The following is a 22,870-nucleotide window of genomic DNA, read 5'->3' on the forward strand; positions in this document are numbered from 1 at the left end:
TCAGATCCAGCGGCCACGGCGCGGCAGGGTCCGCGGACCGGTCGGCTGCTCGGGGTCGGTCGGCTGCTGCTGCTGCTCGTAGGCGTACGGCGAGTGTTGCTGGTGCTCGGTCTGCTCCGGCTCCGGCGAGTACTGCGTCCCGTACGACTCAGTGGCGTAGTTCGGGCTGTAGGTCTCGTAGGACTCGGTGCTCGTGTACTCCGAGCTGCCATTGCTGCCGTACGCGTCGTAGTTGTTCGAGCCGTAGGACTCGGAGTTGTACGACGAGGAGTAGTCCGAGGTGTACGACGTCTCCTGGTCGGAGTACCCACCGGAGGAGTACGTCGGCTCCGGACCGTACGACGGCACCGGCGGGAGCGGCTTCGACGGGGTCAGGAAGTCGTCCTGCTCCTGGTAGCTCGGCGCCGGCGCCGGCTCGTAGTACCCGGACGACGCGGACACGTGCGACGACGGCTGCGTGTGCTCGGACGGCCCGTAGACGTTGTGGTCCGAGTACGAGGAGTACGTCTCGGCCTGGGAGACGCGCGGCGAGTGGTTCGGCACCGCCGGCTGAATCGCCGACGGGCTGTCGACCGCGACCCGAGCGGCCCGCCGGCCGGCGCGCGCAACAGGCGCGGGCTCAGGCTCGGGTGCGGTCTGCGCCTCCACAGGGGAGGCCGTCGAGGTGAGGTAGTCGGACTCGTACGAGTACGGCTCGGAGTAGCGCGCCGCCCACGGCTCCTCGGCGGGCTGGGGCTGGGGCTGGGGCTGGGGCTGGGGCTGGGGCTGGGGTTCCGGCTCGGGCTGGTAGCCGTAGGGGTCGGGCTGTACGACGGTCATCGGCGCAGCCTCGTCACGCCAGCTGCTCGTCGTACCGAGCACGTCCGCGGTGAGCGAGCTGCGGTAGTCGTCCCAGCTCTGCTGCGGCGCCTCGTACGTCGTCTCCTCGACCGGCTTCTCGTCCCGCCAGGTCTCGATCGGGTTGAACTGCTCGGTAGCCGGACCGGCGTCGTCGTCCTGCCAGTTCTCGGCGACCGGGGCGAACGGGCTCCACTTCGGCGCGTCGGCGGCCGAAGGACCGCCGGCGAACGCCGCCGGGGCGGCAGCACCGTCGCCCGGGAAGCTCTGCGGTGCCGGAGTTGGGGCGAACGGGTTCTGCACGGGCGCCTGCGGAGGGCCGGCCATCTGCAGCTGCGGCGCGCGGACCAGACCGAGCGAAGGCCCGGCGGCGATCGGCTCGGAGATCGCGGGCTGCTCGTCGGTGTCGTCGTTCGCGTACGACGGCACCTGCGTCACCTCGTACGACGGAACGGCGCTGAGCTTCGGGCCCTGGTCCCACCACGGCACCCACTCACGCGTGGTCTGCATGTGGTTGATCTTGCGGATCACCATCGTCGCGGCGACCGCGGAGACGACCGTCAGCACGAGGGACGCCGTACCGGCCAGAGCGATACCGCGCAGCGAGCCGACGGTGGCTTCCATCCACATCAGGAACCGGCGGACCACCACGTCGAACGCGAGAGCGCCGATCCAGGCGACCCACCACACGGAGGTGAGGGTCGGTGTCCTGAACCGGCGCAGGTCGTCGGTGTACACGGGGGTCTTCGGGTCGCTGGCGATCCAGACGTCGTCGACGATCTGTTTCGGGTACCAGAGGTTGGGTCCGGGGACGAACCAGCTGGCCAGTACCCAGCCGTGGCTGCGGCGGTGGTCGGCCTGCGAGAAGACCTCGGAGTTGACCCGGGCCCGCCACAACCAGATGACGAAGACGACCGCTGCGGCGACCGAGACGATCACGTTCGGGATCGCGGTGACCTTGGCGATCGCGTCGGCGCGGTTCAGGTCCGCGTCGTCGACGTTCGGCATGCCGCCGAGATAGCGGTGCACCACGGAATACGTGTTCCAGTCGGACCAGGTGGACAGCAGGTGAGTGACCGTTGATGCGCCCAGTAGTCCGATCGCGATCTTGCCGACCGTCCCGACCTGCTGGAACTCTTCAGCCGCGTGCGGCTGCCACTCTTCCTGATCCTCGACAGCAGTCATCAATGCCTGCGGGTGGCTCACGTCTCGCGTCCCTCGCGTTGCTGGAACTCCGTCGTCTGTCCGGCGTATCTGCCTGGCCCTACCCCCGCGTGACCGAGCCACATTGATACCACGAAGTAGGTATGCCAGGGCAGTCGGCCCCAGCGCAGAGGGTGTCGACTTAACGTGTTCTTTTCGTACGCCCATCACCAGTGGTAACGAGGGAGAAGACGGGGCGTGACGGTTTGGTTTACCGCGCAGGTGGTTGGAAGCCGCTCTGCGGTGTCCCGACCGCCCACCACGGCACCCACGGACGACTGCTCTGAAGCTCGTCGATCCGCTGGATCAGGATGACTGCGAGCACGGCCGCGCCGGTGGTGAACAGCGCCGAGACGGAGGACAGTATGACGTTGGTCCGCAGATCTCCCAGCTCCGACGCGCCGACGAGAACCCCTCTTTGCACGATGTTCCCGGTGACCAGGCCGGCCACCCAGGTCAGCCACCAGGCCCAGACCAGGGGCGTGCCCGGAACGTCCTTGAGCATCGGGGTCAACGGATCGGTCCGCGGGTCGCTGGCCGCGACGACGTCGTCGACGACCTGCTTCGGGTACCAGAGGTTCACCACCGGGACCAGCCAGCACCCGAGCACCCAGCCGCGGGTGAACCGGTGCTCGCCACGGCAGAACATCTCCGCGTTCCAGCGGACCCGCCACAGCCAGACGATGAACACCACCGCGGCCGCGAGCAGCGCCAGCGCGGCGACGATCCCGAGCGAGCCGGAGATCAGGTCGGCCTCGGCCAGTTTGTCCGGGTCGCCGCCGTACACCTTGCGGGTCCGGTACAGGTTCCAGTCCGACCACGCGGTCGACCACGTGGTGACGGTGACGACCCCGATCAGGATCGACGCACCGATACCCATGGCCCGCTCGGAACTGAACCACCGGTCCTGCGGTACTTGCGACGCCCGGCTCGGCATGGATCAGGCATAGCACAACAGGCCGTGACCGAGCGAGAACCTCACGTTGCGGCCACTCCGTGGCGCATTTCTGCCAGAAAAGTGTCGGTGGAGGCGGGGAGGATGGTCGTATGCACTGGTCTGTTGTGGACTCACCGATCGGCGATCTCACGCTCGCGGTCGACGAGACCGGGCTGTGCCGGCTGCACTTCGGGGCGACCGACCGGCCGCTCGGCGCCGATCCGCTGCTGACCGAGGCCGCCGAGCAACTGAAGGCGTACTTCGCCGGCGAGCTCCAGGAGTTCACACTGCCGCTCTCGGTCCGCGGCGGCTCCGACTTCGAGCGCGTGGTCTGGACCCAGCTCACCCGGATCCCGTACGGCGAGATGCAGACGTACGGCGACGTTGCCAAGATCGTCGGCGACGCCGGGGCCGCCCGCGCCGTCGGGACGGCGTGCAACCGGAACCCGATCGCGATCGTCGTGCCGTGCCACCGGGTGGTCGGCGCCGGCGGGAAGATGGTCGGCTTCGGCGGCGGCATCCCGACCAAACGGCACCTGCTCGAGCTCGAGGCCCGGGTCACCCTCGAGACGCTCTGGATCTGAGACCTGACGAAGATCTGACACTCGGCAGGCGCAGATCGAGGCGCGGTGGCCGCACAGGGGCACTAACGTTTGAAGCGAGTGATTCAGTGCTAGTCGCAAACCCACCCCACCACCCGATTCAGGCGTCCTCCCACCTGCCTTGGAAGACACATATAAATGAACAAAGCCCGCACCACTGACCACCTCCACCCCGACCTCAGCGCCCTGATGGACAAGAGCGCCGAGGAATGGTCGGCCCCCGAGATCCAGCACGCGGCCCGCACGGCGCTCCGGATGCACGCCCCCGATCGGGAGCCACTGACCTGGACCAGGCGGCTCAAGGTCGTCCCCTGGCTGCACCGCAACGACGCGGTCTGCCTGAGCTGCGGCGGCACTTACCCGTGCATCACGCACCGGTACGCCACCCAACTGCTGTCAGCAGGCCGGTACACGATGGCGAAGTCCGACGACCCGGAACCACAGGTCAACTGACGTCGTACGCGCAAGGCGACGTCCGGACAGACGAAGGTCCCGAACCCCAGCCGGGGTTCGGGACCTTCGCCGTTGCGGTGGTGTCAGGAGTCGCTGGGCTTGGACTCGCCCGAGCCCGTCGACTTCCTGGTGGTGGTCCTCTTGGTGGCGCCGTTCGAGGCGGCCTTCACCTCGTCCTTGGCCGCATCTGCCTTGGCCTCCGCCTTCGGCGCCTCGGCCGTGGAACCGTCCGCCTGACCGTCGGTCTTGGGGGCTTCGGTCTCGGATGCGTCGGTCTTGGTCGTGTCGGCCTCCGGCGTGGCGTCGGTCTTGCCGTTGGACGACGGGGTGTCGGTCGGGCGCGACGACGTACCCGCCGGGGCGGAGCTGTAGTCGCGACCGCTGGTCGGCGTGGACTGCCAGGCCGGCTCCGGCGGGGTGAGCAGCTTCTTCACCGCTGCCGCGGCCAGCGCGCCGAGGCCCAGGAACAGCACCATGTTGCGGAGCTTGTGGCTCTTCTTCGGCACCTCGAGCTCGCCCTTCAGCGCGGCCTTGGTGGCCTTGCCCCGGCGGGCGGTCTCCTCGACGACCGGTTCGGCGGCGGCTGCCATCGCCGCCAGCGCGGCGGTCACCTTCGGCAGTACGTCGTCGTTCAGCCGCTCGCGGGCCTTCTCGGCAGCGTGCTCGGTGGCCGGACCGACCTTGGCGAGCGCGTCGTCGAGCACCGGACCGGCCTTCTCGACCGCCTGGTGAGCAAGGTGTGCGCCCCGCTCGACAGCCTTCTCGGCGTACGGCGACACCTTCTCCCGTGCGGTGCCCACAGCCGGCCCGAGGTGGTCACGGACCTGACCGACGGCCGGTCCGAACTTCTCCGACGCCGACTCGGCGAGTGGCCTGACCCGGTCCTTCGCGACCTCGACCCGGCCCTTGGACTTCCTCAAACCCACGGTTCCCTCCTCGGTGCCGCCCGCGCCGCGGACAGCTCTCCCGCCCATCGGCGACATGGACGCTTTCTGGTGACGACTCTGGACAAACCCGGCTTCATCTGCATCGTACGACGTTTCCGGCCGATAACCCGGTGCCCCCACGGCACTGTCCGTACACATCCGCGTCGATGTCGGAGTTCTTGGAGTGACATGACAGGATCGAGGGGTAAGCCGTAGTGATCCGACTAGGAGTGACTCCCGTGGCCGAAGAGCTGTACGCGACCCTGCAGACGAACAAGGGCGACGTCGTCATCAGGTTGTTCCCCAACCACGCGCCGAAGACGGTGAGCAACTTCGTCGGCCTGGCCGAGGGCACCAAGGAGTGGACCGACCCGGAGACCGGGCAGCAGGTCACCAAGCCGTTCTACGACGGCCTCGGCTTCCACCGGGTGATCGACGGGTTCATGATCCAGGGCGGCTGCCCGCTCGGCACCGGCACCGGAACGCCCGGGTACCAGTTCGACGACGAGATCCACCCGGAGCTCCAGTTCGACCGTCCGTACCTGCTCGCGATGGCGAACGCCGGCATCCAGTTCGGCCACGGCACCAACGGTTCGCAGTTCTTCGTGACCGTGGTCCCGACGCCGCACCTGAACCGCAAGCACACGATCTTCGGTGAGGTCGTCGACGACGACTCGAAGAAGGTCGTGGACGCGATCGCCTCCGCCGACACCGCGCCCGGCGACCGGCCGCTCGAGCCGATCGTGATCAACAAGGTCGTCGTCGAGCGCAAGAACGCCTGATTTTCCGGAGCGGGGCCGGGGCACGCCCGGTCCCGCTCTTTCACAGGAGGACCCACCCGCGTGACCGAGACCGTCTGCTACCGGCACCCGGATCGGCCCGCCGGGGTGCGCTGCCAGCGCTGCGACCGGCCGATCTGCCCGGCGTGCATGAACAGCGCCGCCGTCGGCTTCCAGTGCCCGAACTGTTTCAACGAGGGCGTCCGCTCGGTTCCGCGGACCCGCACCTCGCTCGGCGGCATCCAGCGCGCCGGCAGCCAGCAGGTCGTTACCTACACGCTGCTGGCGCTGAACGTCCTGGTCTTCATCGCGGTCCGCACCGGCAGCCCGCGGCTCCTCGGCGACCTGGTGATGGTCCCGGTGCTGACCGAGAGCGAGCCGTGGCGACTGCTCACGTCGGCGTTCACGCACGTGCAGCTCTTCCACATCTTCTCGAACCTGTTCATGCTCTGGCAGCTCGGTCCGCCCCTGGAGCAGATGCTCGGCCGGCTCCGCTTCACGGTCCTCTACCTGCTGTCCGCGCTGGGCGGCAGCGTCGCAGTCTGGTTCCTGTCGGCCCCCGGCGGCGCGACCCTCGGCGCCTCCGGCGCGGTCCTCGGCCTGGTCGGCGCCCTCCTGGTGATCAGCCGCGCCCGCGGCCAGGACATCACCTGGATCATCATGTACGTCGCGGTCACCGCCTTCCTGTCCTTCGCCATCCCGAACGTCTCCTGGCAAGGCCACCTGGGCGGCTTCGTAGTGGGCGCCGCAGTCGCCTGGATCTACCTCCAACTCGCAAACCACCACCGCAACAAACAATCCGCCTAGCTGGTTAATGGTTCGCCTGGCGGGGTGGTGGGCGGTGAGGATGAGGGGGATGACTACTTCTTCCGCTCCGGCGGTTCGCTTTGTCGAGATGACCGGGGCTGCGCTGAGCGCGTTGCTGGCGGATGACCGCGCTGCGGCGCAGGCTGAGCTCGGCTTCGCGCTCGGCGACGAGTTCCTCAGTGACAGGGCCAAGTGGCTGTGGCAGTACCGCCTGGATCAGCTGAACCGGGATCCCGCCACCTTCGGGTGGCTCGTCAAGCTCGCCGTGGCCGAAGGCATCGTGGTCGGCTACGCCGGGTTCCACGGTCCGCCTGACGAGGCCGGCATGGTGGAGATCGGCTACACGGTCGACCCGCCGTACCGGCGCCAGGGTTTCGCCAAGGCGATCCTGACCGCGCTCCTCGAGCGTGCGGCGGCCGAACCCGACGTACGGACCGTCCGGGCGACGATCAGCCCCACCAACCAGGCATCGCTGGCCACCATCGCCGGCTTCGGGTTCGTCGAGAACGGCGAACAGTGGGACGAAGAGGACGGACTCGAGCTCATCTTCGAACGCCCAGCCCGCTGACACGAACTTGCGTTCGTGATGCAACCGGATCCTCCTGCCGGGACTCGTGCAGGCAAAGGGTCCGATCTGGGGAGTGGTGATGGCTGACGGCGACACGGTGCGCGAGCTGTACGAGGGGTGCTACCGGCGGCTGGTCGGGCAACTGTTCGCGATCTGCGGGAACCTGGGCGAGGCCGAGGACGCCGTGCAGGAGGCGTTCGTCCGCGCCGTCGAGAAGCCCCAACGGCTCGCCCAGCTCGACAACCCGGAGGCGTGGCTGCGTACGGTCGCGCTCAACGCCGTACGTCGGCGCTACCGCCGCGCGACCCGATTCCACGGGTTGCTCTCCCGGGCAGGTGTCCCCGAGACCACGACAACCGGACTGTCCGCGGACCGCGTCGCTCTGGTCGAGGCCCTGCGGCGGCTTCCCTACGAACAGCGCGAGGCGATCGTGCTGCACCACATCGTCGATCTGCCGGTGAGTGAGATCGCCGTACAGCTGGGTGTGCCGGTGGGGACCGTCAAGGCTCGCCTCTCCCGGGGCAGGTCCCGCCTGGCTCCGCTGGTCCACGAATTCGCTGACGACGTCGAGGAGGTCAACCATGTCTGAGCTGAAAGAGCTGAAAGAACTGTCCTGGGAGGTCCAGGAGACCGTCCAGCCGTTGCCCTTCGAGGCTCTGGAGCGTCGTGGCGTCCGCCGCCGGCACCGTCGCCAGGCGCTGACCGGCGCGGGAGTCGTTGCGGCGGTGACGATCGCAGTACTGGCCGCCGTACTGCCGCTCGAGAACGTGACCGGCACCGAGAAGCCGCCGGCCGCCGGCACGCCGGCGTCGATCGCTGTTGACCACGCGGCCGAGAAGCTGATCGGCGACAAGAAGTCGGGTCTGGCCGGTATCGCGTTCGCCACACCGACGCGGTGGGCCTCGGGGTGGACGTCACTACAGCCGCGAAACACCTGGAACTACGCCGCGGTGCTGAGCCGTGACGGAGTACGGACCACCGCACCGGTCCGCAAGAACCAGTACGTCGTGCTGCAGACCCGTGACGAGGCACTGGCAGTGTCGATGCCGACGAGCATGAAGGGCAGCGATCCGACCTGGGCCCAGTCCGTGATGGTTCGCCTGACGGATCAGGGCCGGGTCGAGAAGCGGCTGCGCTGGGCTGCGCCGACCAGCGAGTTCGCCGAGGGCGACGTGCTGCTGGCTTACGGCACTCTGCGGGCGCTGAATCTGGAAACCGGCACCCTGCGGGAGGTGAAGATCCCCGGGATCGACAACGCCTCCGAGCCCCAGCGCGACAGCACCGGACGGTGGTGGCTGGTCGGCGCCAGGAACAGCGGCGTCAGCAACATCTACTGGACCGACGACCACGGCAAGACCTGGGACCACTCCGTCATCAGCCCGGGCCGGATGGGCGGCCACCTGGGTGTCAGCCCCGACGGCAGGACGATCGTGGCGATCCCAGGCGGCAAGCCCGGTACGCCGAATGACCTGGTCCCGCTGCGGTTGTCCACCGACCGCGGCGAACACTGGACGACGGTGGCCACCCGGAACGCGCCGTACCTGTCGTCTCCCGTTGCCTTCGACAACGGAACGGGGCTCGCGCTGTTTCAAGGCAAGAAGCGCGAACTCCTCCGCCCCGGCGCCGGTAGGCCGTTGACCCCGCCGGCCGACCTGGGCCAACTGAACGCGGTAGGCGAGTTCGTCTACGGGCTGCAGTACAACGGCGACCACGCCCTCACCAGCACCGACCACGGCAAGACCTGGAAGTACTTCGACCCTCGCTAGGGGCTCCGGAGATTCAAAAGGAAACTAATCGGCCTAGGCCACAATTTCGGCTCAGTTGGATAAAAGGACATGACAGGTGAGGGCTTGTGCTCGTCTAATCAAGTGACGTCCCGACGGGGGACCGAACGGTTAGGACATCGGTATGAGCCCACGTGCTGTGGACAAGCGAGCCCGGCCCGGTAACGAGCATCAGGTTGTGCGGCCGGCCGCGCCGGAGTCTCCGAACGCGGTGACCGCCTTGCAGACCAACCGCATCTCCCAGCAGAAGCAGCAGGCCAAGGCCTCCTGACTCAGCAGCCGCGCGAGCGGAACCCCGGGGTAATCTCGAAATACCCAGGGGAAGCGAAAGCCGGAGCGAGGGGCCGTGGACGCGGTGACCGAAGGCAGCGGCACCTCTACCGCACCGGCGTTGTCGGCCGATCGGCTGAGCAAGCATTTCGGCGACCGGGTGGCGTTCGAGGAGGTCTCGTTCGAGATCGGCTACGGCGAGGTGTTCGGATTCCTGGGGCCGAACGGCGCCGGCAAGACGACCACCGTCCGGACGCTCGGAACGCTCCTGACGCCGACGTCCGGCTCGGCCACCGTCGCCGGACTCCCGCTGACGCCCGAGAACGGCGTGGAGATCCGCCGCCAGATCTCGATCATGCCCGAGTCGCCCGGGCTGTACCTGCGATTGAGCGTCCTCGAGAACCTGCAGTGCTTCGCCGACCTGTACGAGGTGCCTGCCGCGCGCGATCGCATTGACGATGCGCTGGGCGCAGTGCGCCTCCCCGATCGTGCGAACGATGCCTGCGGTGCCTTGTCCAAGGGTCTTCGGCAACGCGTCGCGCTGGCCCGCGCGCTGCTCAACGATCCGCAGGTGCTGTTCCTGGACGAGCCGACCTCCGGACTCGATCCGGTCGCGGCCCGCGAGGTGCACGACCTGATCGACGGACTCCGCCGCCGCGGTGTCACCATCTTCCTCACCACGCACCGCTTGGACGAGGCGGAACGACTCTGCGACCGGGTAGCCATCCTGAACACCGCGCTCCGCACCATCGGCCGGCCCGACCAACTGCGCGACGAGCTCTTCGCCCGGACTCTCACAGTGCGCACGGTGGCCCCGATTCCCGAGCCCGACCACGTGTTCCTCGGCGTACCGGGCGTCGCCGGCTGGCACGAGGACGGTCCCTCGACCTACGTGCTGACCGTCGCGGATCCGGCAGTCGCGGCCCCAGGCGTCACCCGGGCGCTGGTGAAGGCGGACGCGGACGTGCTGTCGATCACCGTGTCACACCACAGCCTTGAAGATGTCTACCTCGAGCTCGTCGACAACGACGTACCGGTCGGTCGATCGTGAGCGTGAACCGGAGGCTGGTCCGCGCGATCGTCGCCAAGGAACTGCGAGAGTTCCGGCGGAACCGGTCCCTGGTCGTCGGGATGGCGATCATTCCCCTCGTCTTCTCCGTGCAGCCGCTGGTCAGCGTCTTCGCCCTGACCTCCTCGGCGTCGGGGCCGCTGCGGCACGAGCACGTGCTGCTGTACATGCTCGGTATCCCGGCCCTCGTACCATCGCTGGTCGCCTCCTACTCGGTGGTCGGCGAGCGTGAACAGGGCACCCTCGAACCGCTGCTCACCACTCCGATCCGCCGCGAGGAACTCCTGCTCGGCAAGGCGCTCGCCACTTTCCTCCCCGCTGTCGCCGTCGCGTACGGCGTCTTTGCCCTGTTCTTGGTCTGTGTCGAGTTGTTCGCCAAGCCTGGTGTGGCCTCGGCGATCGTCCGCCCGTCCGACTTGCTCGCCCAGGTGGTGTTCACACCGCTGCTGGCCGGATGTTCGATCTGGATCGCGATCGTGATCTCGACCCGATTCAACGACGACCGGGTGGCCCAGCAACTCTCCACCGTCGCCAGCCTGCCGGCCGTCGCGCTGGCGATCGTGATCGCCTTGAACGTCATCCAACCCTCCCTGCGGACAGCGATCATCGCAGCGGTGATTCTCCTCCTGCTGAACCGGGCCGGTTGGCGCGTCGCGTCGGCGCTGTTCGACCGTGAGCGCCTGATCACCGGTACCAAGTCATGACAGCAGCAGGCAACTGTCTCCGAACTCGTGCCACAGGTAGTGCTCTTGTACGGCGGCGTCGTAGGCGCGTTGCACCTGGTCGGGGCCGGCCACGGACTCGAGGAGGAGTAGGTGGGACGCCTCGGGGGCGTGCCAGCCGGTGATCAGGCCGTCGACGACGTATGGCTGGCGTTCCGGACCGAGGATCAGGTCGGTCCAGCCATGCGCGGGCGTGACAGTGCCGTCCGGGGTCGTAGCTGATTCGATAGCACGTACGGCGGTGGTGCCGACTGCGATCACCCGGCCGCCGTTGGCCTTGACCCAGTTGACGAGAAGGGCCGTGTGCGCGGGTACGTCGTACCTCTCGGGTTGAGGTGGCTCATGGCTCTCCAGTGAGGACACGCCGCAGTGCAGCAGGATCGGTGCGATCAGCACGCCCTGCGACGCCAGGTGGCTCACCAGCTCGAAGCTGAACGGTCTGGCAGCGCTAGGCATCTCCGCACTGCCCGGGTCGCGAGCGAAGACGGTCTGGTACGACGCCAACGGCCACCGCTTGCCGACGTAGTTGTAGGTGATCGGCCGCCCGTGCCGCTGCAGGTAACCGAGTACGTCGGCCACCGGTGGCTTGGCGATCCACAGGCGGTTCGAGCCTTGGTACGGCGCCAGCAACGTCAGTGCGCCTTCTGGCAGCTCCACCCGGTCGCCCGCCGTACCGTCGAACATAGGTGCACCGCCGTCGCGTAGCTCCACGACCCAGGTGCCGTCGTCGAGCGGTGTGGAGAAGTGCACGGTGTACGACGTGCTGTCGACAGCAGCGGCCAACGTCGTGGACGTGTTCACCAGCAGCAGGTCGCCGGGCCGCAGGTGTTCACCGATCCGGTCGAAGCGCGTGTGCGTGACGGTCGACCCCTCCGCGACCAGCAGCTTCACGTGGTCCCGCGAGAGGCCGCGGGCTTCCGGTGGCTCGCCGGCGTTCAGCGCCTCCGGCAGGTCGAACCTGGTGTGTGGGTGCACCATCATGAGGCCACCGCAGGTGCGAACTCGGCCGCCCGGTACCTGCCACTCGCCGGTCGGCTGTCCAGCAACTGCAGGAACGCCGGTACGACGCTTGCGGGCTCAGGCCGGTCGGAGATGTCCTCACCAGGGAAGGCGGCCTGGTGCATCGCAGTACGCAGATCACCCGGGTCAACCGCGTACACCGCGAGTGCTGGGTGCTCGGCCGCCAGGACCCGAGTCGCGTGGTCCAGTGCGGCCTTGGCGGAGCCGTACCCACCCCAGGTCTCGTAGGCCTCCACTGCGGCGTCGGAGCTGATGTTGATCAGCACACCGGACGCTGTGGTGAGTGCGGGGAGCAGGGCTTGGGTGAGTGCGATCGGTGCGAGTACGTCGACCTCGTACACGCGACGGAGCTCGTCGAGGTCAGCTGCGGCCAGGGCTTGCAGGGGGCTCTGCCCGAGGTAGCTGGCGTTGTTGACGAGGAGGTCGAGCCGACCGAGCTCGGTGATCGCCGCCACCAGATCGGCGCGGTGCTCGGGGTCGGTGACATCGCCGGCCAGCGGTACGACGTCGGTGCGGTCAGCCAGTGCGTCGGCGGCGTCCTTGAGCGCTTCGGCGCCACGCGCATCGATCACGAGCGTCCAGCCGCGATCGGCCAGCCCGTGTGCGAGCGCAAGCCCGAGGCCGGCGGACGCGCCGGTGATGAGAGCAACAGGACGGTCGGACGGTTCAGGAGTCATGCCGACACCGTCATACTTCAAGCTACCTTGAGGTCAAGCCCCAGACTCCGGCAGCAGAACGCCTGGGTTCATGACATTGCCGGGGTCGAGGGTGTTCTTGACCGCACGCAGCGTTTCGATCGCCAAGGGGCCGATCTCGGTGGCGTAGGCGTCGCGGTGGTCGGTGCCGACGCCGTGGTGGTGGGAGATCGTGCCGCCGGCGTCGGCGATCGCCTGGCTGGCGGCGCGTTTCGCCGTCCGCCACTGCTCGATCGGATCGTCGGACTGTGCGCAGATCACCGTGAAATAAAGCGATGCGCCGGTCTCGTAGACGTGGGAGATGTGGCAGAGAACCAGCGGCGGCGTGCCGCCCAGGGCGCCCACGAGCGCTTCGGTCACGGCCGCCTTCAGGGCCGGGATGCGCGACCAGAATGCGGCCGTCTCGAGCGTCTCGACGAGCGCGCCCTGGTCGAGCAGGGGATCGCGGAGGTACGGCGCCCGGTAGCGACCGACCCGCCAGGTCTCACCCGGGTCCGCGCCGAGGTTCGTCCCGCCGGCTGCTGTCAGCACGGCCGCTGTCGCCTGGTTGTACGGGCCGTCGAAGCCGACGATCGCCAGAACACCGCCGGAGCTGCCGCCGAGGACGTCCGGGTCGGCCAGGTTCACCGCGGTCTCGACCTCGTCCGACAGCCGGAGCACCGTCGGCAGCGGTCCGTCCTGCGCGAGCCGTCGTACGGCGGCCAGCCCGATGTCGAAGCTCTCGAACCGCCAGCCCTCGAAATGGCGCTCGGTCGGTCGCGGCCGGATCCGTACGACGACCGACGTGATGATGCCGAACGCGCCCTCCGACCCGAGCACGAGCTGGCGGAGGTCCGGACCGGCAGCGGACATCGGGGCACGTCCGAGCTCGATCGTGCCGCGCGGAGTGGCGAGCGTCAGTCCGACCACCATCTGGTCGAACCGGCCGTACCCGGCTGACGATTGACCGCTCGACCGCGCCGCGGCGTACCCGCCGATCGACGCGCCCTCATAGGACTGCGGGAAATGCCCCAGCGTGTAGCCGTGGTCGGACAGCAACGCCTCAGCCGCTGGACCGCGTACACCGGCCTGGAGCGTGGCCGTTCGCGAAACCTCGTCCAGCTCGACGAGTCGGTCGAGGCGGCGGAGGTCGACGGTCACGAAGCGGCGCGCGGCGGCGAGACCACCGACCACGGAGGTGCCACCGGAGTACGGGACGACGGCCAGGTCGTGGTCGGCGCAACCGGCGAGCAGTTCTTGCACTTCGTCGTGGGATCCGGGGTAGACGACGGCGTCCGGCATGTCGGAGGTGTCGCCGGCGCGGAACCGGAGCAGGTCCGTCGTGGAGTATCCCCGGGTGTGCGCCCATCGAGACTCCAGGTCGGAGACCACATGCTCGTTCCCTACGACCTGACTCAAGAACGACAGCTGGTCAGCCGTGAGCCCTGGTCGGTCGGTCGGTTCGACGGGCTCGGCGGCGGGTCGCCGTACGCCGAGATGCTTCAGGGCGTCGGCCGCGGCTGCCGGGAGTTCGACCGGGTGGGCTGGGTCGCCCCAGCGGCCGGGCGTGAGTTGCACCACCGGGAGGTCGGATTCGGTCATCGCTGACTCCCTTTCGGTGCTCCTGCGAGGTAGCGTCCAGGGAGGTGGAACCCCCTGGCTCCCACCTCCCTGGACAGTTCCGGGATCACAGAGTCGCTGATACACTCTGACGTGTGATGTCTCAGCGTAGCAGCGACTCGGATCAGGAAACCAGCACCCGTCCCACGCCGGCGAACGCGATCGGCGAGGAGCGGATCCTGGACGCGGCGTACGAGCTGCTGCTCGCGATCGGGATGCGCCGGATGACGATGGCCGACATCGCCCGGCACGCCGAAGTCTCCCGCGCGACTCTGTACCGGCGCTGGCCGAACGTGCAGGCCGTGGTCGCCGCGTTGATGACCCGGGAGTGGACGATCGCGCTGGTGTCCGCCTTCCAGCCGGATGCCGTGGACGGGCGGGCGCGCCTGGTCGAGGGTGTCGTCGAGGTGGTCGCGAAGACTCGCGTGCACCCGCTGATGCGCAAGATCATCGAGCTCGACCCCGAGTTCCTCACGCCGTACCTGCTGGAGCGCCGCGGCAGCAGCACCGTCGCCCATCTCGCGCTGGTCGAGGAAGGCATCCGGCAGGGGCAGGCCGACGGTTCGATCCGCGACGGCGACCCGGTGTGGCTGGCGCGGCAGATCATCCTGGTCTCGCTGGCGTCGGCGGTGTCGGGTCCGGTGATGGCCTCGCACGACGAGTATCCGAAGCTGGACGAGGAGCTGCGGGTGATGCTCACCAGGTATCTGACGCCATGATCAGCGTGGGCAACGCGAGCCTCAACGCAGCACGGCGTTCCCGCGAGCTCGACTCGCTGAAGGCGGTCGACGTGCTCGTCGTCGGCGGCGGGGTCACCGGCGCCGGCGTGGCGCTGGACGCGGCCGCGCGCGGACTGACCGTTGCCCTGGTGGAGAAGCACGATCTGGCGTTCGGGACCAGCCGGTGGAGCTCCAAGCTCGTGCACGGCGGCCTGCGCTACCTGGTGTCCGGGCATGTCGGGATCGCGTACGAGAGCGCCGTCGAGCGCGGCATCCTGATGAAGACCACCGCGCCGCATCTGGTGCACCCGATCCCGCAGATCGCACCGTGGTTGCCACAGGCAAGCTTCGGGCAGGCGGCGCTGCTGCGGTCCGCCTTCCTCGGCGGCGACGTACTACGCACCTTCGCGCGGACCAGTGACGACTACCTGCCGCACTCCCGCCGGGTCAGCTCGGCCGAGATCCTGCGCTACGCGCCGACGCTCAAGCCCGAGGGGATGCGCGGCGGATTCCTCACCTGGGACGGACAGTTGTACGACGACGCACGCCTGGTCGTCGCGATCGCCCGGACTGCCGCGCAGTACGGCGCCCGCATCCTGACCCACGTCGCCGCCACCGAGGTCACCGGCCGCGGCGCGGTCCTGGTCGACCAGCTGACCGGGGATCGGCGGTCGGTGGACGCGCGAGTGGTGATCAACGCGGCCGGCATCTGGGCGGATCAAGTTGCCTCCGGCATCAAGCTCCGGCCGAGCCGCGGTACCCACCTGGTGCTTCCGCAGTCCGTGTTCGGCGGGCTGTCCGCAGTGCTGACCGTGCCGGTGCCGGGGGAGCTGCGGCGCGTGGTGATGGCGATCCCGGCGCCCGACGACCGGGTGTACGTCGGCCTCACCGACGAGGAGGCGCCCGGCCCGGTGAGCGACGTACCGCATGCCACCGACGCGGAGATCGACTTCCTGCTGAACACGATCAGCACCGCGGTGCAGCAGCCGCTCACGCGCGCGGACCTGCTCGGAACGTACGCCGGGCTCCGGCCGCTGCTCGACACAGGCCACCACAACGGCGAGGACAAGACCGCCGACATCTCCCGGCGACACGCGGTCATCACCAGCCCGGACGGTGTCGTGACGATCGTCGGCGGCAAGCTCACGACCTATCGCCGGATGGCGCAGGACGCACTCGACAAGGCGCTCGCGCAGTCGACCATCGACGTACGGCGTCCCTGTGAGACTCACCGGATTCCGCTCGTGGGCGCGGCCGATCGCGTGCACCTGGCCGCGGTGCGGGCGCCGGCGCGGTTCGTCCAGCGGTACGGCGTGGAGGCGCCGCAGGTGATCGCGGGCCCACCCGACTTGCAGGACCCGATCGCGCCGGGCCTGCGGACGACGTACGCCGAGGTGAAGTTCGCCGTCCGGCACGAGGGGGCGCTGACCGAGGACGACGTACTGGATCGGCGAACGCGGATCGGGCTGTCGGCGGCGGACCGAGAGCTCGCGCTGCCCGCCGTACGGGAAGCCTTTGCGGGGGTGTGACTCCAGGCTTGGGGTTAACTTGGCTGCGGGGAGGTAGAAGGTGACGCAGCCGTACCAAGGACCAGGGCCGTATCAAGGGCCGGGGCCTTACCAGCCGATGCCGTACCAGCCGATGCCGGTGGTGCCGCAGTACCGGCCGTTGCGGGCGCTCGCGATCGTCAGCATCGCGCTGATGGGGGTGACCGCTCTCTGTGCCGTGATCCAGTGCGTGTTGCTCTGGCGGTCGTACGGCGAGGTCAAGCGGTTCGTGTACGGGCTGCTCTCCGACGAGGAGATCCAGCGCGGCATCGAGTCGGTCACCGGCGCCGGCCCGCTGCTGAACCTGGTCAGCTACCTGCTGATCGGGACCGGGATCGCCTTCCTGATCTGGCTGTGGCGGGCCCGCGACAACGTCGATTTCCTCTATTCGCCGTTCGCCCCGAACCCGACCGTCCCGACCCACGGCGCGCACCGCCGGTCGCCGGGGTGGGTTGTCGGGTCGTGGATCTGCCCGATCGTGCAGTTCTGGTACCCGCTGCAGGTCGTCGAGGACGTCGCCCGCGCCAGCGAGCCGCGGGACCGGCCCGGGATCGCCCGATCCGGCCGGATCCGCGCCCTGTTGTACACGTGGTGGGTGTCCTGGAGCGGCTTCTGGGTGATCATCGTCGGCGGCGGATCGGCCGCGGTGATCGGGTTCATCATCTGGATCGTGCGGCTGGTCGAGGTGGCCGACAGCGACACGGAGGGTCCGTACGCCGACGTCTACGACCTGCAGGACTACATGGTCCGCGTCGCGCTGGCGGTCGACATCGGGTTCACGGTCGCGACGGTCCTGCTCATCGTCGCGGCGGTCACGGCGTCACTGCTGATGCTCCAGATCGGCAGCTGGCAGCAGTCGCGGCTCGCTCCGCCGCCGCCGGTCCAGGACTTCGTGCAACCGCCGCCCCAGCCACCGCGGTACGCCCCGCGTCCGCAGCACCCCGGCCCGGGTTTCCCGACCTACGGCCCCTGAAGCAGTACGACGCTCGCATCGTCGTACCGCTTCCAGCCGGGAGCGGTCGACGCTGCGTCGTGTTCCCGCACCAGGTCGATCAGCCGTCGCGGGCCGTCGGTCGTGAGTACGTCGAGCAGTTCTCCCCACGAGTGCCCGTAGCGTTCGGTGAAGCGGGACGCGCCGTCGGACAGGATCGCGATCACGTCGACGTCGGCCCGGTCCGTGGTCCCGACGACCGCCTCGTACGCCGCTTGGGGCTCGGTGCTCGCCGCCCAGAAGCCGCCCGGCTGGTTGCGCAACCGGCGTACGGCCTCGAGGGTCCGTTCCGGGAGACGCTCGATCCGGTCGTCGCTGTGGACGGTGATCTTTCCGTCCGGCGAGCGCAGGACGACGGGTGAGTCGGCCAGGACGAGATGCTCGACGTGGTCCGGGTGCAGCCGAACCATCGAGACGGTGGACGACGGACTGTCGGGATTGCTGACGTCGCAGGTATCAGCATGGGTCGCGCGGACGCTTGCGATCGCCTCGGCGAGCAGGTCGGGAAGTGGTGTGGGCGATCGGGTGAGAAGTGGAGGGGCCAGTTCGCGGGCGAGCCGCATGACCAGCCAGGGGACGTCGTGCCGGCAGCCGGACTCGACGCCCGCCGGAGCCGTGGCACCGTCGAGTACGACGGCGAAGTCGGGCCCGGTCAGGACGAGGTCCTCGTTGACAGCCGGCGGTCGCCGATCCGGTGCGGCCTCACTGAGAGCTCGGATTTCCACAGGCCGATTAGACAGGCTCGGCCCAACTGTCGGCGAGGGACTGCTCGAGGGCGATCTTGGGGGACCAGCCGAGCGTGTCCCCGATCAGGGTGGTGTCGGCCTGCTGCCACGGCGCGCCGAGCGCGGTCTCCTGCTCGGTGTCGTCGACGATCGTCGCCGGCTGACCGCTGAGCTCGAACAGTTGCCCGGCGATGTCCCGTGCGAGCGTGGCCCGGCCGGTCCCGACGTTCAGCACCGGCGGCAGCTTCCCGTCCGCGAGCGCGACCGCGAGCACCGCCTCGGCCACGTCCCGTACGTCGACGAAGTCGCGCCACACGTCCAGCGACCCGACCTCGATCAGCTGACGCGACCGCAGGTCCCGGATCACCCTCCCGGTGAGCGTGCTGTCCGGCGCTCCCGGCCCGATCGCATCGAAGATCCGCAGTACGACGGCGTCCGCGCCGGCCCGCTGCGCCCGAAGCACGAGCTCGGACCCGGCCAGCTTGGTGATCCCGTACGGACCGAGCGGCCGCGGCGCGCTGTCCTCGGACAGGCTGGTGCCGTGCGGAGCGCCGCCGTACTCCGCCGCGGAGCCGAGCTGGACGAACCGGGCATGGCCGGCCTGGTCGCGGACCGAGCCGAGCAGGGCCTCGACGGCGATCACGTTCGCCCGGACCAGGTCGGCCGGCTCGCCGAACGTGGCGCCGACGGCGTTGACGATCACGGTCGGCTTGTACATCCCGATCTGGGTGTCCAGCGCGTACGGGTGCATCGCGGCCAGGTCGCAGCGCCGGTACGGCTCGCTGCGGGTCCGGCTCAGTCCGCGGTACTCGATGCCCCGGTCGGCGAGCAGCGCGCAGATCCTGGCGCCGAGGAAACCTCCCGCGCCGAACACCATCACCCGCTCAGTTCCGGTCACCCCTCCATCGTGCGACCGTTATTTGTCGGTCCGCCGTACGTTCGCCGTCGTCAGCATCACAGTGTCGGCACGGCGTGGGAGTGTGAGGGCTCATCGAGCGAGGGAGAGTCATGGCTGACCGTAGGGGCGGGCGTCCGGCGGCGCAGACCGAGTCGACGATCCGGGACTGGGACGACGCGGACCCTTCCGGGCAGACGTACCGGCGGGTGCTGTTCATCGACTCTGACCTGACCGAGGTGGACAACCGCGCCGGGGTGTTCGAGGAGTGCACGTTCCGCGGGGTCCGGTTCAACGCGTCGACGCACACCGACGCCGCGTTCGTGAACTGCACGTTCGTGCGGTGTTCGCTGTTCGACACGACGTTCACCCGGTGCAAGATGGTCGGCAGCCTGTTCGACGACTGCGCCCACAGCCTGATGAAGGTCGTCGGCGGCGACTGGTCGTTCACCGGGCTGCCCGGCGCGGATCTGAAAGGCGCCGAGTTCACCGGGGTGAAGATGCGCGAGGCGGACCTGACCGGTCTGCGGGCCCACAAGGCCCTGCTCCGGGACCTCGACCTGTCCGGTGCGTCCCTGCAGAAGGCCGATCTGACCGGCGCCGACCTGCGCGGTTCCGACCTGTCGACGCTCGATCCGCTGACCGTCACTCTCAAGGACACCCGGATCGACGTCACCCAGGCGATGGTCGTCGCGGCCGCGCTCGGCCTCGACGTCCGGCCCTGACCTCGCTGTGGATATCCCCAGGTAGTCAGGCAGTCATCCACGGTCCCATCCACAGCCTGTGGATAACTATCCGGATAACTGTGTGTTCGTACTGTGATATCTCGCCGGGCGACCGGCCGGGACCAGGGTTTCGCGCCGGTGCCGGGCCGGATGCCGCGGCCGCCGTACGACGAGCATCGCGGCGTGCTCGACCACCGCCGGGCTGACGACCAGGAAGCCCGGCCGCGCGACAAGGCTCCGGGTCAGCGTCTGGAGGCCGGCGGCCAGGCCGACTCCGCAGAAGGCGCCGACCGAGTTCGCGATCAGGTCGTGCAGTTGGCACGACCTGCCGAGTTGCGGTAGCAGCGCCTGCACCGCCTCGACCGCGGCCGACATCCCGATCCCGGCGGCGATGCCGTCGCCCGGGCGGCCGCCGGCCAGCGTGAGCATGACCGCCGCCGGCACGAACAGCACGACGTTGAGCAGACCTTGAAGCGATGTCAGTCCGCCGGTCGTGGTCAGGTGCGTGCCGCACTCGCCGATCTGGCCGAGGCGATGCGTCGTCGGGCTGAGCGTCGCCGCGATCACCAGCGCGAACGCGGCCGGCAGGAAGAACGCGGCCAGCCGGGGGACCAGGTCGCCCGGGCGGCGGAGCGAGGAAAGGGCGACCGGCAGGGTCATGCCGGTCAGTACGAGCCAGGTGTCCAACAGGTGTGGGATTCCGCGATAAGTCTCGAGCACGTGTCCGGACCCTCCCGTGGTCGACCTGACTCGAACTCTTCTGGACTTCGTGTTCCTGAATCGACCATCGGCTGACCGCTCCTGCTGCCGCCAGCCTTGTCCGGACATCTGCACGCAGCCGTAAACGCTTCGTGACAGTCCGTGACAGTCCGTGCACAAACTGACACGGAAGCAAGATGCTCAGGGCAACGATCGTGTGGTGGGTACCAGGGGGTTCGCACCCCGAGAACGGAAGGAGACGTTGTGGCTGACCCGCAGCTTCGTGCGATGACCTGGAACATCTGGTGGCGATTCGGGCCACGCTGGCGGGAACGGCAGCCCGGGATCCTCGCGACGATCGAGCGGTTCACTCCGGACGTGATCGCGCTACAGGAGGTGTGGGGCGCCGACGGGACGACGCAGGCGGACGAGTTCGCCGACGCGCTCGGGTTCCACGCGGTCTTCTCGTCGCCGTCGTACCCGCGGACCCCCGAGCCGGTGCTGACGCCCGATCACGACGGAGTAGAACTCGGTATCGCGCTGCTGAGTCGGTGGCCGATCGTCGAGCACGAGGCGATTCCGATGCCGGCCCGCCATCGGTCCTGGGATCCCGTCGCCCTGCGCACCCGGGTCGCTCATCCGGCCGGTCCGCTGCCGATCGTGGTGGCGTGCCTGGAGCATGCGACGACCTTCAGCGACGACCGGCTCGCCCAGGCCGCGCTGCTCGCCGACCTCGGGACCGATCCAGCCACCGACGGGCCGTGCCCGTCCCTGGTGATGGGCGATCTGAACGCGGCGGCGGACAGCGCCGTACTGCGTCCGCTGCGCGAGGTCCTGATCGACGCCTGGACGTCGGGCAACGGTGCGGCCGATGCGGTGACATTGCCGTCGACGCATCCGTCCGCACCGCTCGAGGCCGGTCCGGAGCTGGTCGATCAGCGGATCGACCACATCTTCTACCGCCCGGGCCACGAGGATCAGCTGGTCAACGTCGAGTCGGCCGCGATCGCTGGCGACGCCGTCGACGGCAGCTATCCGTCCGACCACCGAGCCGTCGTCTGCGACTTCCGGTGGCACAACCGAACGGATCCACCGATCGGTTGAGGCACCCTCGTCGCCATCGTTGCCCTGCGCCACCATGCAACCGTGGTGAATGATGCGGTCTGGGTCCGCGGGACGATCGTGGTCGCGAGCGCCCTGCTGACCGTCCTGTTCGCCCGCAGCGCGGCCAGAGGTTCGCGAAGGGGCTACCTCCTGCTCCGGATCGTCTCGGCGGTGATGCTGGTCGCGATCGTGGTGATCATCGCGCTGCCGGGCACCTTCCCGCTGTGGATGAAGGGCGAGCAGGCTGTCTGCGGGCTGCTGCTTCTGGGCGTCGCGCTGCAGGTGAACAACAAGCACCTTCGCTCGGTGTTCACTGGATGACATGAGTGAGCAGGTCTGGCCGCTCCGCCGCTGTTGCCGAGGGCTTTAGGCGCAAGCTGCTCTAGACGCGGTAGTCGGTGTCGCGGCGGTCGGTGATGAACATGTAGCCGGGCGCGTGCGTGATCGCGTACGGCGGCCGGGACGCCATCAGTGCCGCCTGCGGAGTCACACCGCACGCCCAGAACACCGGTACGTCGCCGTCGGACGCGTCGACCGGATCGCCGAAGTCCGGCCGTGCGAGGTCGGTGATCCCCAACGCGCTCGGGTCTCCGATGTGCACCGGCCCGCCGTGCACGGCCGGCATCGCTCGCGTGATCCGTACGGCGTCGTCGACCCGGTCCGCCGGAATCTGGCGCATCGACACCACCAGCGGACCGTGCAACCGCCCGGCCGGCTCGCACTCGCGGTCGGTCACGTACATCGCCACGTTCCGCCCTTGATCGACGTGCCGCAGCGGAACTCCCTCAGCCGCCAGCGCGGACTCGAACGTGAAACTGCACCCGAGCGAGAACGCGACCAGGTCGTCGCGCCACACCTCGGTCGCATCCGCCACCTCGGCCACCAAGTCGCCGTCCTGCCAGATCCGGTACTGCGGAAGATCGGTCCGGAGGTCCGCGCCCCGAGCAAGCCGCGTCGTCGGGTCGCCCGGATCACTCACGTCGAGCACCGGGCAGGCTTGCGCGTTGCGCGTGCAGAAGAGCAACACGTCGTACGCCCAGTCCTCGGGGACTGCGATCAGGTTGGTCTGCGTGTACCCGCCGGCCCAGCCGGTGGTCGGCCCGCTGTAGTCGTCCCGGAACAGCGACCGTGCCTGGGCCGGACTGAGCGTTGCAGTCGTCGTCATGAGACCCCCTCTCGGGTGATCTCACGATA

The 22,870-nt window shown here is 68.9% G+C and carries 26 protein-coding genes; 16 read left to right on the top strand and 10 right to left on the bottom strand.

Features of this window, described 5'->3' with window-relative positions; translation table 11 throughout:
* A complete protein-coding gene (locus EV651_RS08265; RefSeq protein ID WP_238156742.1) occupies nucleotides 1-2,022 on the bottom strand; it encodes a DUF4328 domain-containing protein in 2,022 nt (673 codons plus the stop codon).
* 229 nt (nucleotides 2,023-2,251) lie between these two features.
* Complete coding sequence (locus EV651_RS08270) at nucleotides 2,252-2,977, bottom strand: DUF4328 domain-containing protein (RefSeq protein ID WP_133783744.1); 726 nt, start codon at nucleotides 2,975-2,977, stop codon at nucleotides 2,252-2,254.
* 110 nt (nucleotides 2,978-3,087) lie between these two features.
* Between EV651_RS08270 and EV651_RS08275 the strand changes: the two genes are divergently transcribed.
* Both EV651_RS08275 and EV651_RS08280 read left to right on the top strand, forming a co-directional pair.
* On the top strand, nucleotides 3,088-3,561 hold the full coding sequence (locus EV651_RS08275) for a methylated-DNA--[protein]-cysteine S-methyltransferase (protein WP_133783746.1): 474 nt from the start codon (nucleotides 3,088-3,090) through the stop codon (nucleotides 3,559-3,561).
* A 156-nt stretch (nucleotides 3,562-3,717) separates the two neighbouring features.
* On the top strand, nucleotides 3,718-4,032 hold the full coding sequence (locus EV651_RS08280) for a hypothetical protein (protein WP_133783748.1): 315 nt from the start codon (nucleotides 3,718-3,720) through the stop codon (nucleotides 4,030-4,032).
* Between the two features lie 83 nt (nucleotides 4,033-4,115).
* Here the strand turns inward: EV651_RS08280 and EV651_RS08285 are convergent, their stop codons facing one another.
* Entirely contained in the window at nucleotides 4,116-4,958 is an 843-nt protein-coding gene (locus tag EV651_RS08285; RefSeq protein ID WP_133783750.1) for a hypothetical protein, read from the bottom strand.
* 239 nt (nucleotides 4,959-5,197) lie between these two features.
* Between EV651_RS08285 and EV651_RS08290 the strand changes: the two genes are divergently transcribed.
* The 8 genes from EV651_RS08290 (at nucleotide 5,198) to EV651_RS08320 (ending at nucleotide 10,939) form a co-directional block, all read left to right on the top strand.
* Nucleotides 5,198-5,740, top strand: coding sequence for a peptidylprolyl isomerase (locus tag EV651_RS08290; RefSeq protein WP_133783753.1), 543 nt, complete (start codon nucleotides 5,198-5,200; stop codon nucleotides 5,738-5,740).
* 60 nt (nucleotides 5,741-5,800) lie between these two features.
* Complete coding sequence (locus EV651_RS08295; protein ID WP_133783756.1) at nucleotides 5,801-6,544, top strand: rhomboid family intramembrane serine protease; 744 nt, start codon at nucleotides 5,801-5,803, stop codon at nucleotides 6,542-6,544.
* A 49-nt stretch (nucleotides 6,545-6,593) separates the two neighbouring features.
* Entirely contained in the window at nucleotides 6,594-7,112 is a 519-nt protein-coding gene (locus EV651_RS08300) for a GNAT family N-acetyltransferase (RefSeq protein WP_133783758.1), read from the top strand.
* 79 nt (nucleotides 7,113-7,191) lie between these two features.
* Nucleotides 7,192-7,701 (top strand): RNA polymerase sigma factor, encoded by a 510-nt coding sequence (locus EV651_RS08305; RefSeq protein ID WP_133783759.1) that lies wholly within the window; start codon nucleotides 7,192-7,194, stop codon nucleotides 7,699-7,701.
* Complete coding sequence (locus tag EV651_RS08310) at nucleotides 7,694-8,878, top strand: sialidase family protein (protein ID WP_133783761.1); 1,185 nt, start codon at nucleotides 7,694-7,696, stop codon at nucleotides 8,876-8,878. Before EV651_RS08305 ends, EV651_RS08310 begins: the two co-directional genes overlap by 8 nt.
* A 142-nt stretch (nucleotides 8,879-9,020) precedes the next feature.
* The gene (locus tag EV651_RS41265) at nucleotides 9,021-9,167 is read left to right on the top strand and encodes a hypothetical protein (RefSeq protein ID WP_166658537.1); all 147 of its coding nucleotides are present in this window, start codon (nucleotides 9,021-9,023) and stop codon (nucleotides 9,165-9,167) included.
* A gap of 75 nt (nucleotides 9,168-9,242) precedes the next feature.
* A complete protein-coding gene (locus EV651_RS08315; RefSeq protein ID WP_133783763.1) occupies nucleotides 9,243-10,217 on the top strand; it encodes an ABC transporter ATP-binding protein in 975 nt (324 codons plus the stop codon).
* 2 nt (nucleotides 10,218-10,219) lie between these two features.
* Nucleotides 10,220-10,939, top strand: coding sequence for an ABC transporter permease (locus tag EV651_RS08320; protein WP_166658538.1), 720 nt, complete (start codon nucleotides 10,220-10,222; stop codon nucleotides 10,937-10,939).
* On the opposite strand, the gene EV651_RS08325 is transcribed toward EV651_RS08320, so the two are convergent.
* Genes EV651_RS08325 through EV651_RS08335 form a run of 3 tightly spaced genes read right to left on the bottom strand, consistent with a single transcriptional unit; the run spans nucleotide 10,934 to nucleotide 14,253 of the window.
* Nucleotides 10,934-11,938 (bottom strand): S-adenosylmethionine:tRNA ribosyltransferase-isomerase, encoded by a 1,005-nt coding sequence (locus tag EV651_RS08325; RefSeq protein ID WP_133783767.1) that lies wholly within the window; start codon nucleotides 11,936-11,938, stop codon nucleotides 10,934-10,936. The genes EV651_RS08320 and EV651_RS08325 overlap by 6 nt on opposite strands.
* Nucleotides 11,935-12,654 carry an SDR family oxidoreductase gene (locus tag EV651_RS08330; RefSeq protein WP_133783769.1) on the bottom strand — a complete coding sequence of 240 codons (720 nt, stop codon included), beginning with the start codon at nucleotides 12,652-12,654 and terminating at the stop codon, nucleotides 11,935-11,937. The genes EV651_RS08325 and EV651_RS08330 overlap by 4 nt, the downstream gene beginning before the upstream one ends.
* A 33-nt stretch (nucleotides 12,655-12,687) precedes the next feature.
* Complete coding sequence (locus tag EV651_RS08335; protein ID WP_133783771.1) at nucleotides 12,688-14,253, bottom strand: FAD-binding oxidoreductase; 1,566 nt, start codon at nucleotides 14,251-14,253, stop codon at nucleotides 12,688-12,690.
* Between the two features lie 116 nt (nucleotides 14,254-14,369).
* Here EV651_RS08335 and EV651_RS08340 point away from each other — a divergent pair, with 116 nt between their 5' ends.
* The 3 genes from EV651_RS08340 to EV651_RS08350 are packed head-to-tail and all read left to right on the top strand — an operon-like array spanning nucleotide 14,370 to nucleotide 17,510.
* Nucleotides 14,370-14,990 (top strand): TetR/AcrR family transcriptional regulator, encoded by a 621-nt coding sequence (locus EV651_RS08340; RefSeq protein WP_133784486.1) that lies wholly within the window; start codon nucleotides 14,370-14,372, stop codon nucleotides 14,988-14,990.
* Entirely contained in the window at nucleotides 14,987-16,519 is a 1,533-nt protein-coding gene (locus EV651_RS08345) for a glycerol-3-phosphate dehydrogenase/oxidase (RefSeq protein ID WP_133783773.1), read from the top strand. Before EV651_RS08340 ends, EV651_RS08345 begins: the two co-directional genes overlap by 4 nt.
* Before the next feature lie 40 nt (nucleotides 16,520-16,559).
* The gene (locus EV651_RS08350; protein WP_133783775.1) at nucleotides 16,560-17,510 is read left to right on the top strand and encodes a DUF4328 domain-containing protein; all 951 of its coding nucleotides are present in this window, start codon (nucleotides 16,560-16,562) and stop codon (nucleotides 17,508-17,510) included.
* On the opposite strand, the gene EV651_RS08355 is transcribed toward EV651_RS08350, so the two are convergent.
* A complete protein-coding gene (locus EV651_RS08355; protein WP_133783777.1) occupies nucleotides 17,498-18,253 on the bottom strand; it encodes a protein phosphatase 2C domain-containing protein in 756 nt (251 codons plus the stop codon). The two genes, EV651_RS08350 and EV651_RS08355, sit on opposite strands and share 13 nt — an antisense overlap.
* A 7-nt stretch (nucleotides 18,254-18,260) precedes the next feature.
* Nucleotides 18,261-19,151: an NAD(P)-dependent oxidoreductase gene (locus EV651_RS08360; protein WP_238156743.1), complete on the bottom strand. Its 891-nt coding sequence runs from the start codon at nucleotides 19,149-19,151 to the stop codon at nucleotides 18,261-18,263.
* 110 nt (nucleotides 19,152-19,261) lie between these two features.
* Here EV651_RS08360 and EV651_RS08365 point away from each other — a divergent pair, with 110 nt between their 5' ends.
* A complete protein-coding gene (locus tag EV651_RS08365; protein ID WP_133783779.1) occupies nucleotides 19,262-19,873 on the top strand; it encodes a pentapeptide repeat-containing protein in 612 nt (203 codons plus the stop codon).
* Nucleotides 19,874-19,939: 66 nt separating this feature from the next.
* Here EV651_RS08365 and EV651_RS08370 read toward each other — a convergent pair whose 3' ends face one another.
* Nucleotides 19,940-20,593, bottom strand: coding sequence for a VanZ family protein (locus tag EV651_RS08370; RefSeq protein ID WP_133783781.1), 654 nt, complete (start codon nucleotides 20,591-20,593; stop codon nucleotides 19,940-19,942).
* Between the two features lie 243 nt (nucleotides 20,594-20,836).
* On the opposite strand from EV651_RS08370, the gene EV651_RS08375 reads away from it, so the two are divergent.
* Nucleotides 20,837-21,676, top strand: coding sequence for an endonuclease/exonuclease/phosphatase family protein (locus EV651_RS08375; RefSeq protein ID WP_133783783.1), 840 nt, complete (start codon nucleotides 20,837-20,839; stop codon nucleotides 21,674-21,676).
* 42 nt (nucleotides 21,677-21,718) lie between these two features.
* Nucleotides 21,719-21,997 (top strand): hypothetical protein, encoded by a 279-nt coding sequence (locus EV651_RS08380; protein WP_202870222.1) that lies wholly within the window; start codon nucleotides 21,719-21,721, stop codon nucleotides 21,995-21,997.
* A gap of 61 nt (nucleotides 21,998-22,058) precedes the next feature.
* Here EV651_RS08380 and EV651_RS08385 read toward each other — a convergent pair whose 3' ends face one another.
* On the bottom strand, nucleotides 22,059-22,841 hold the full coding sequence (locus EV651_RS08385) for a putative hydro-lyase (RefSeq protein WP_133783785.1): 783 nt from the start codon (nucleotides 22,839-22,841) through the stop codon (nucleotides 22,059-22,061).
* Between the last annotated feature and the right edge of the window lie 29 nt (nucleotides 22,842-22,870).

It is taken from the genome of Kribbella sp. VKM Ac-2571, from assembly GCF_004362255.1.
In the GTDB taxonomy this organism is placed as follows: Bacteria; Actinomycetota; Actinomycetes; order Propionibacteriales; family Kribbellaceae; genus Kribbella; species Kribbella pratensis.

What these genes read in the sequence shown, in the direction of transcription:
- EV651_RS08265 (WP_238156742.1), bottom strand. Translation starts at nt 2,022, where the DNA reads ATGACTGCTGTCGAGGATCAGGAAGAGTGGCAGCCGCACGCGGCTGAA.
- EV651_RS08270 (WP_133783744.1), bottom strand. Translation starts at nt 2,977, where the DNA reads ATGCCGAGCCGGGCGTCGCAAGTACCGCAGGACCGGTGGTTCAGTTCC.
- EV651_RS08275 (WP_133783746.1), top strand. Translation starts at nt 3,088, where the DNA reads ATGCACTGGTCTGTTGTGGACTCACCGATCGGCGATCTCACGCTCGCG.
- EV651_RS08280 (WP_133783748.1), top strand. Translation starts at nt 3,718, where the DNA reads ATGAACAAAGCCCGCACCACTGACCACCTCCACCCCGACCTCAGCGCC.
- EV651_RS08300 (WP_133783758.1), top strand. Translation starts at nt 6,594, where the DNA reads ATGACTACTTCTTCCGCTCCGGCGGTTCGCTTTGTCGAGATGACCGGG.
- EV651_RS08305 (WP_133783759.1), top strand. Translation starts at nt 7,192, where the DNA reads ATGGCTGACGGCGACACGGTGCGCGAGCTGTACGAGGGGTGCTACCGG.
- EV651_RS08310 (WP_133783761.1), top strand. Translation starts at nt 7,694, where the DNA reads ATGTCTGAGCTGAAAGAGCTGAAAGAACTGTCCTGGGAGGTCCAGGAG.
- EV651_RS41265 (WP_166658537.1), top strand. Translation starts at nt 9,021, where the DNA reads ATGAGCCCACGTGCTGTGGACAAGCGAGCCCGGCCCGGTAACGAGCAT.
- EV651_RS08325 (WP_133783767.1), bottom strand. Translation starts at nt 11,938, where the DNA reads ATGATGGTGCACCCACACACCAGGTTCGACCTGCCGGAGGCGCTGAAC.
- EV651_RS08330 (WP_133783769.1), bottom strand. Translation starts at nt 12,654, where the DNA reads ATGACTCCTGAACCGTCCGACCGTCCTGTTGCTCTCATCACCGGCGCG.
- EV651_RS08335 (WP_133783771.1), bottom strand. Translation starts at nt 14,253, where the DNA reads ATGACCGAATCCGACCTCCCGGTGGTGCAACTCACGCCCGGCCGCTGG.
- EV651_RS08340 (WP_133784486.1), top strand. Translation starts at nt 14,370, where the DNA reads ATGTCTCAGCGTAGCAGCGACTCGGATCAGGAAACCAGCACCCGTCCC.
- EV651_RS08345 (WP_133783773.1), top strand. Translation starts at nt 14,987, where the DNA reads ATGATCAGCGTGGGCAACGCGAGCCTCAACGCAGCACGGCGTTCCCGC.
- EV651_RS08365 (WP_133783779.1), top strand. Translation starts at nt 19,262, where the DNA reads ATGGCTGACCGTAGGGGCGGGCGTCCGGCGGCGCAGACCGAGTCGACG.
- EV651_RS08385 (WP_133783785.1), bottom strand. Translation starts at nt 22,841, where the DNA reads ATGACGACGACTGCAACGCTCAGTCCGGCCCAGGCACGGTCGCTGTTC.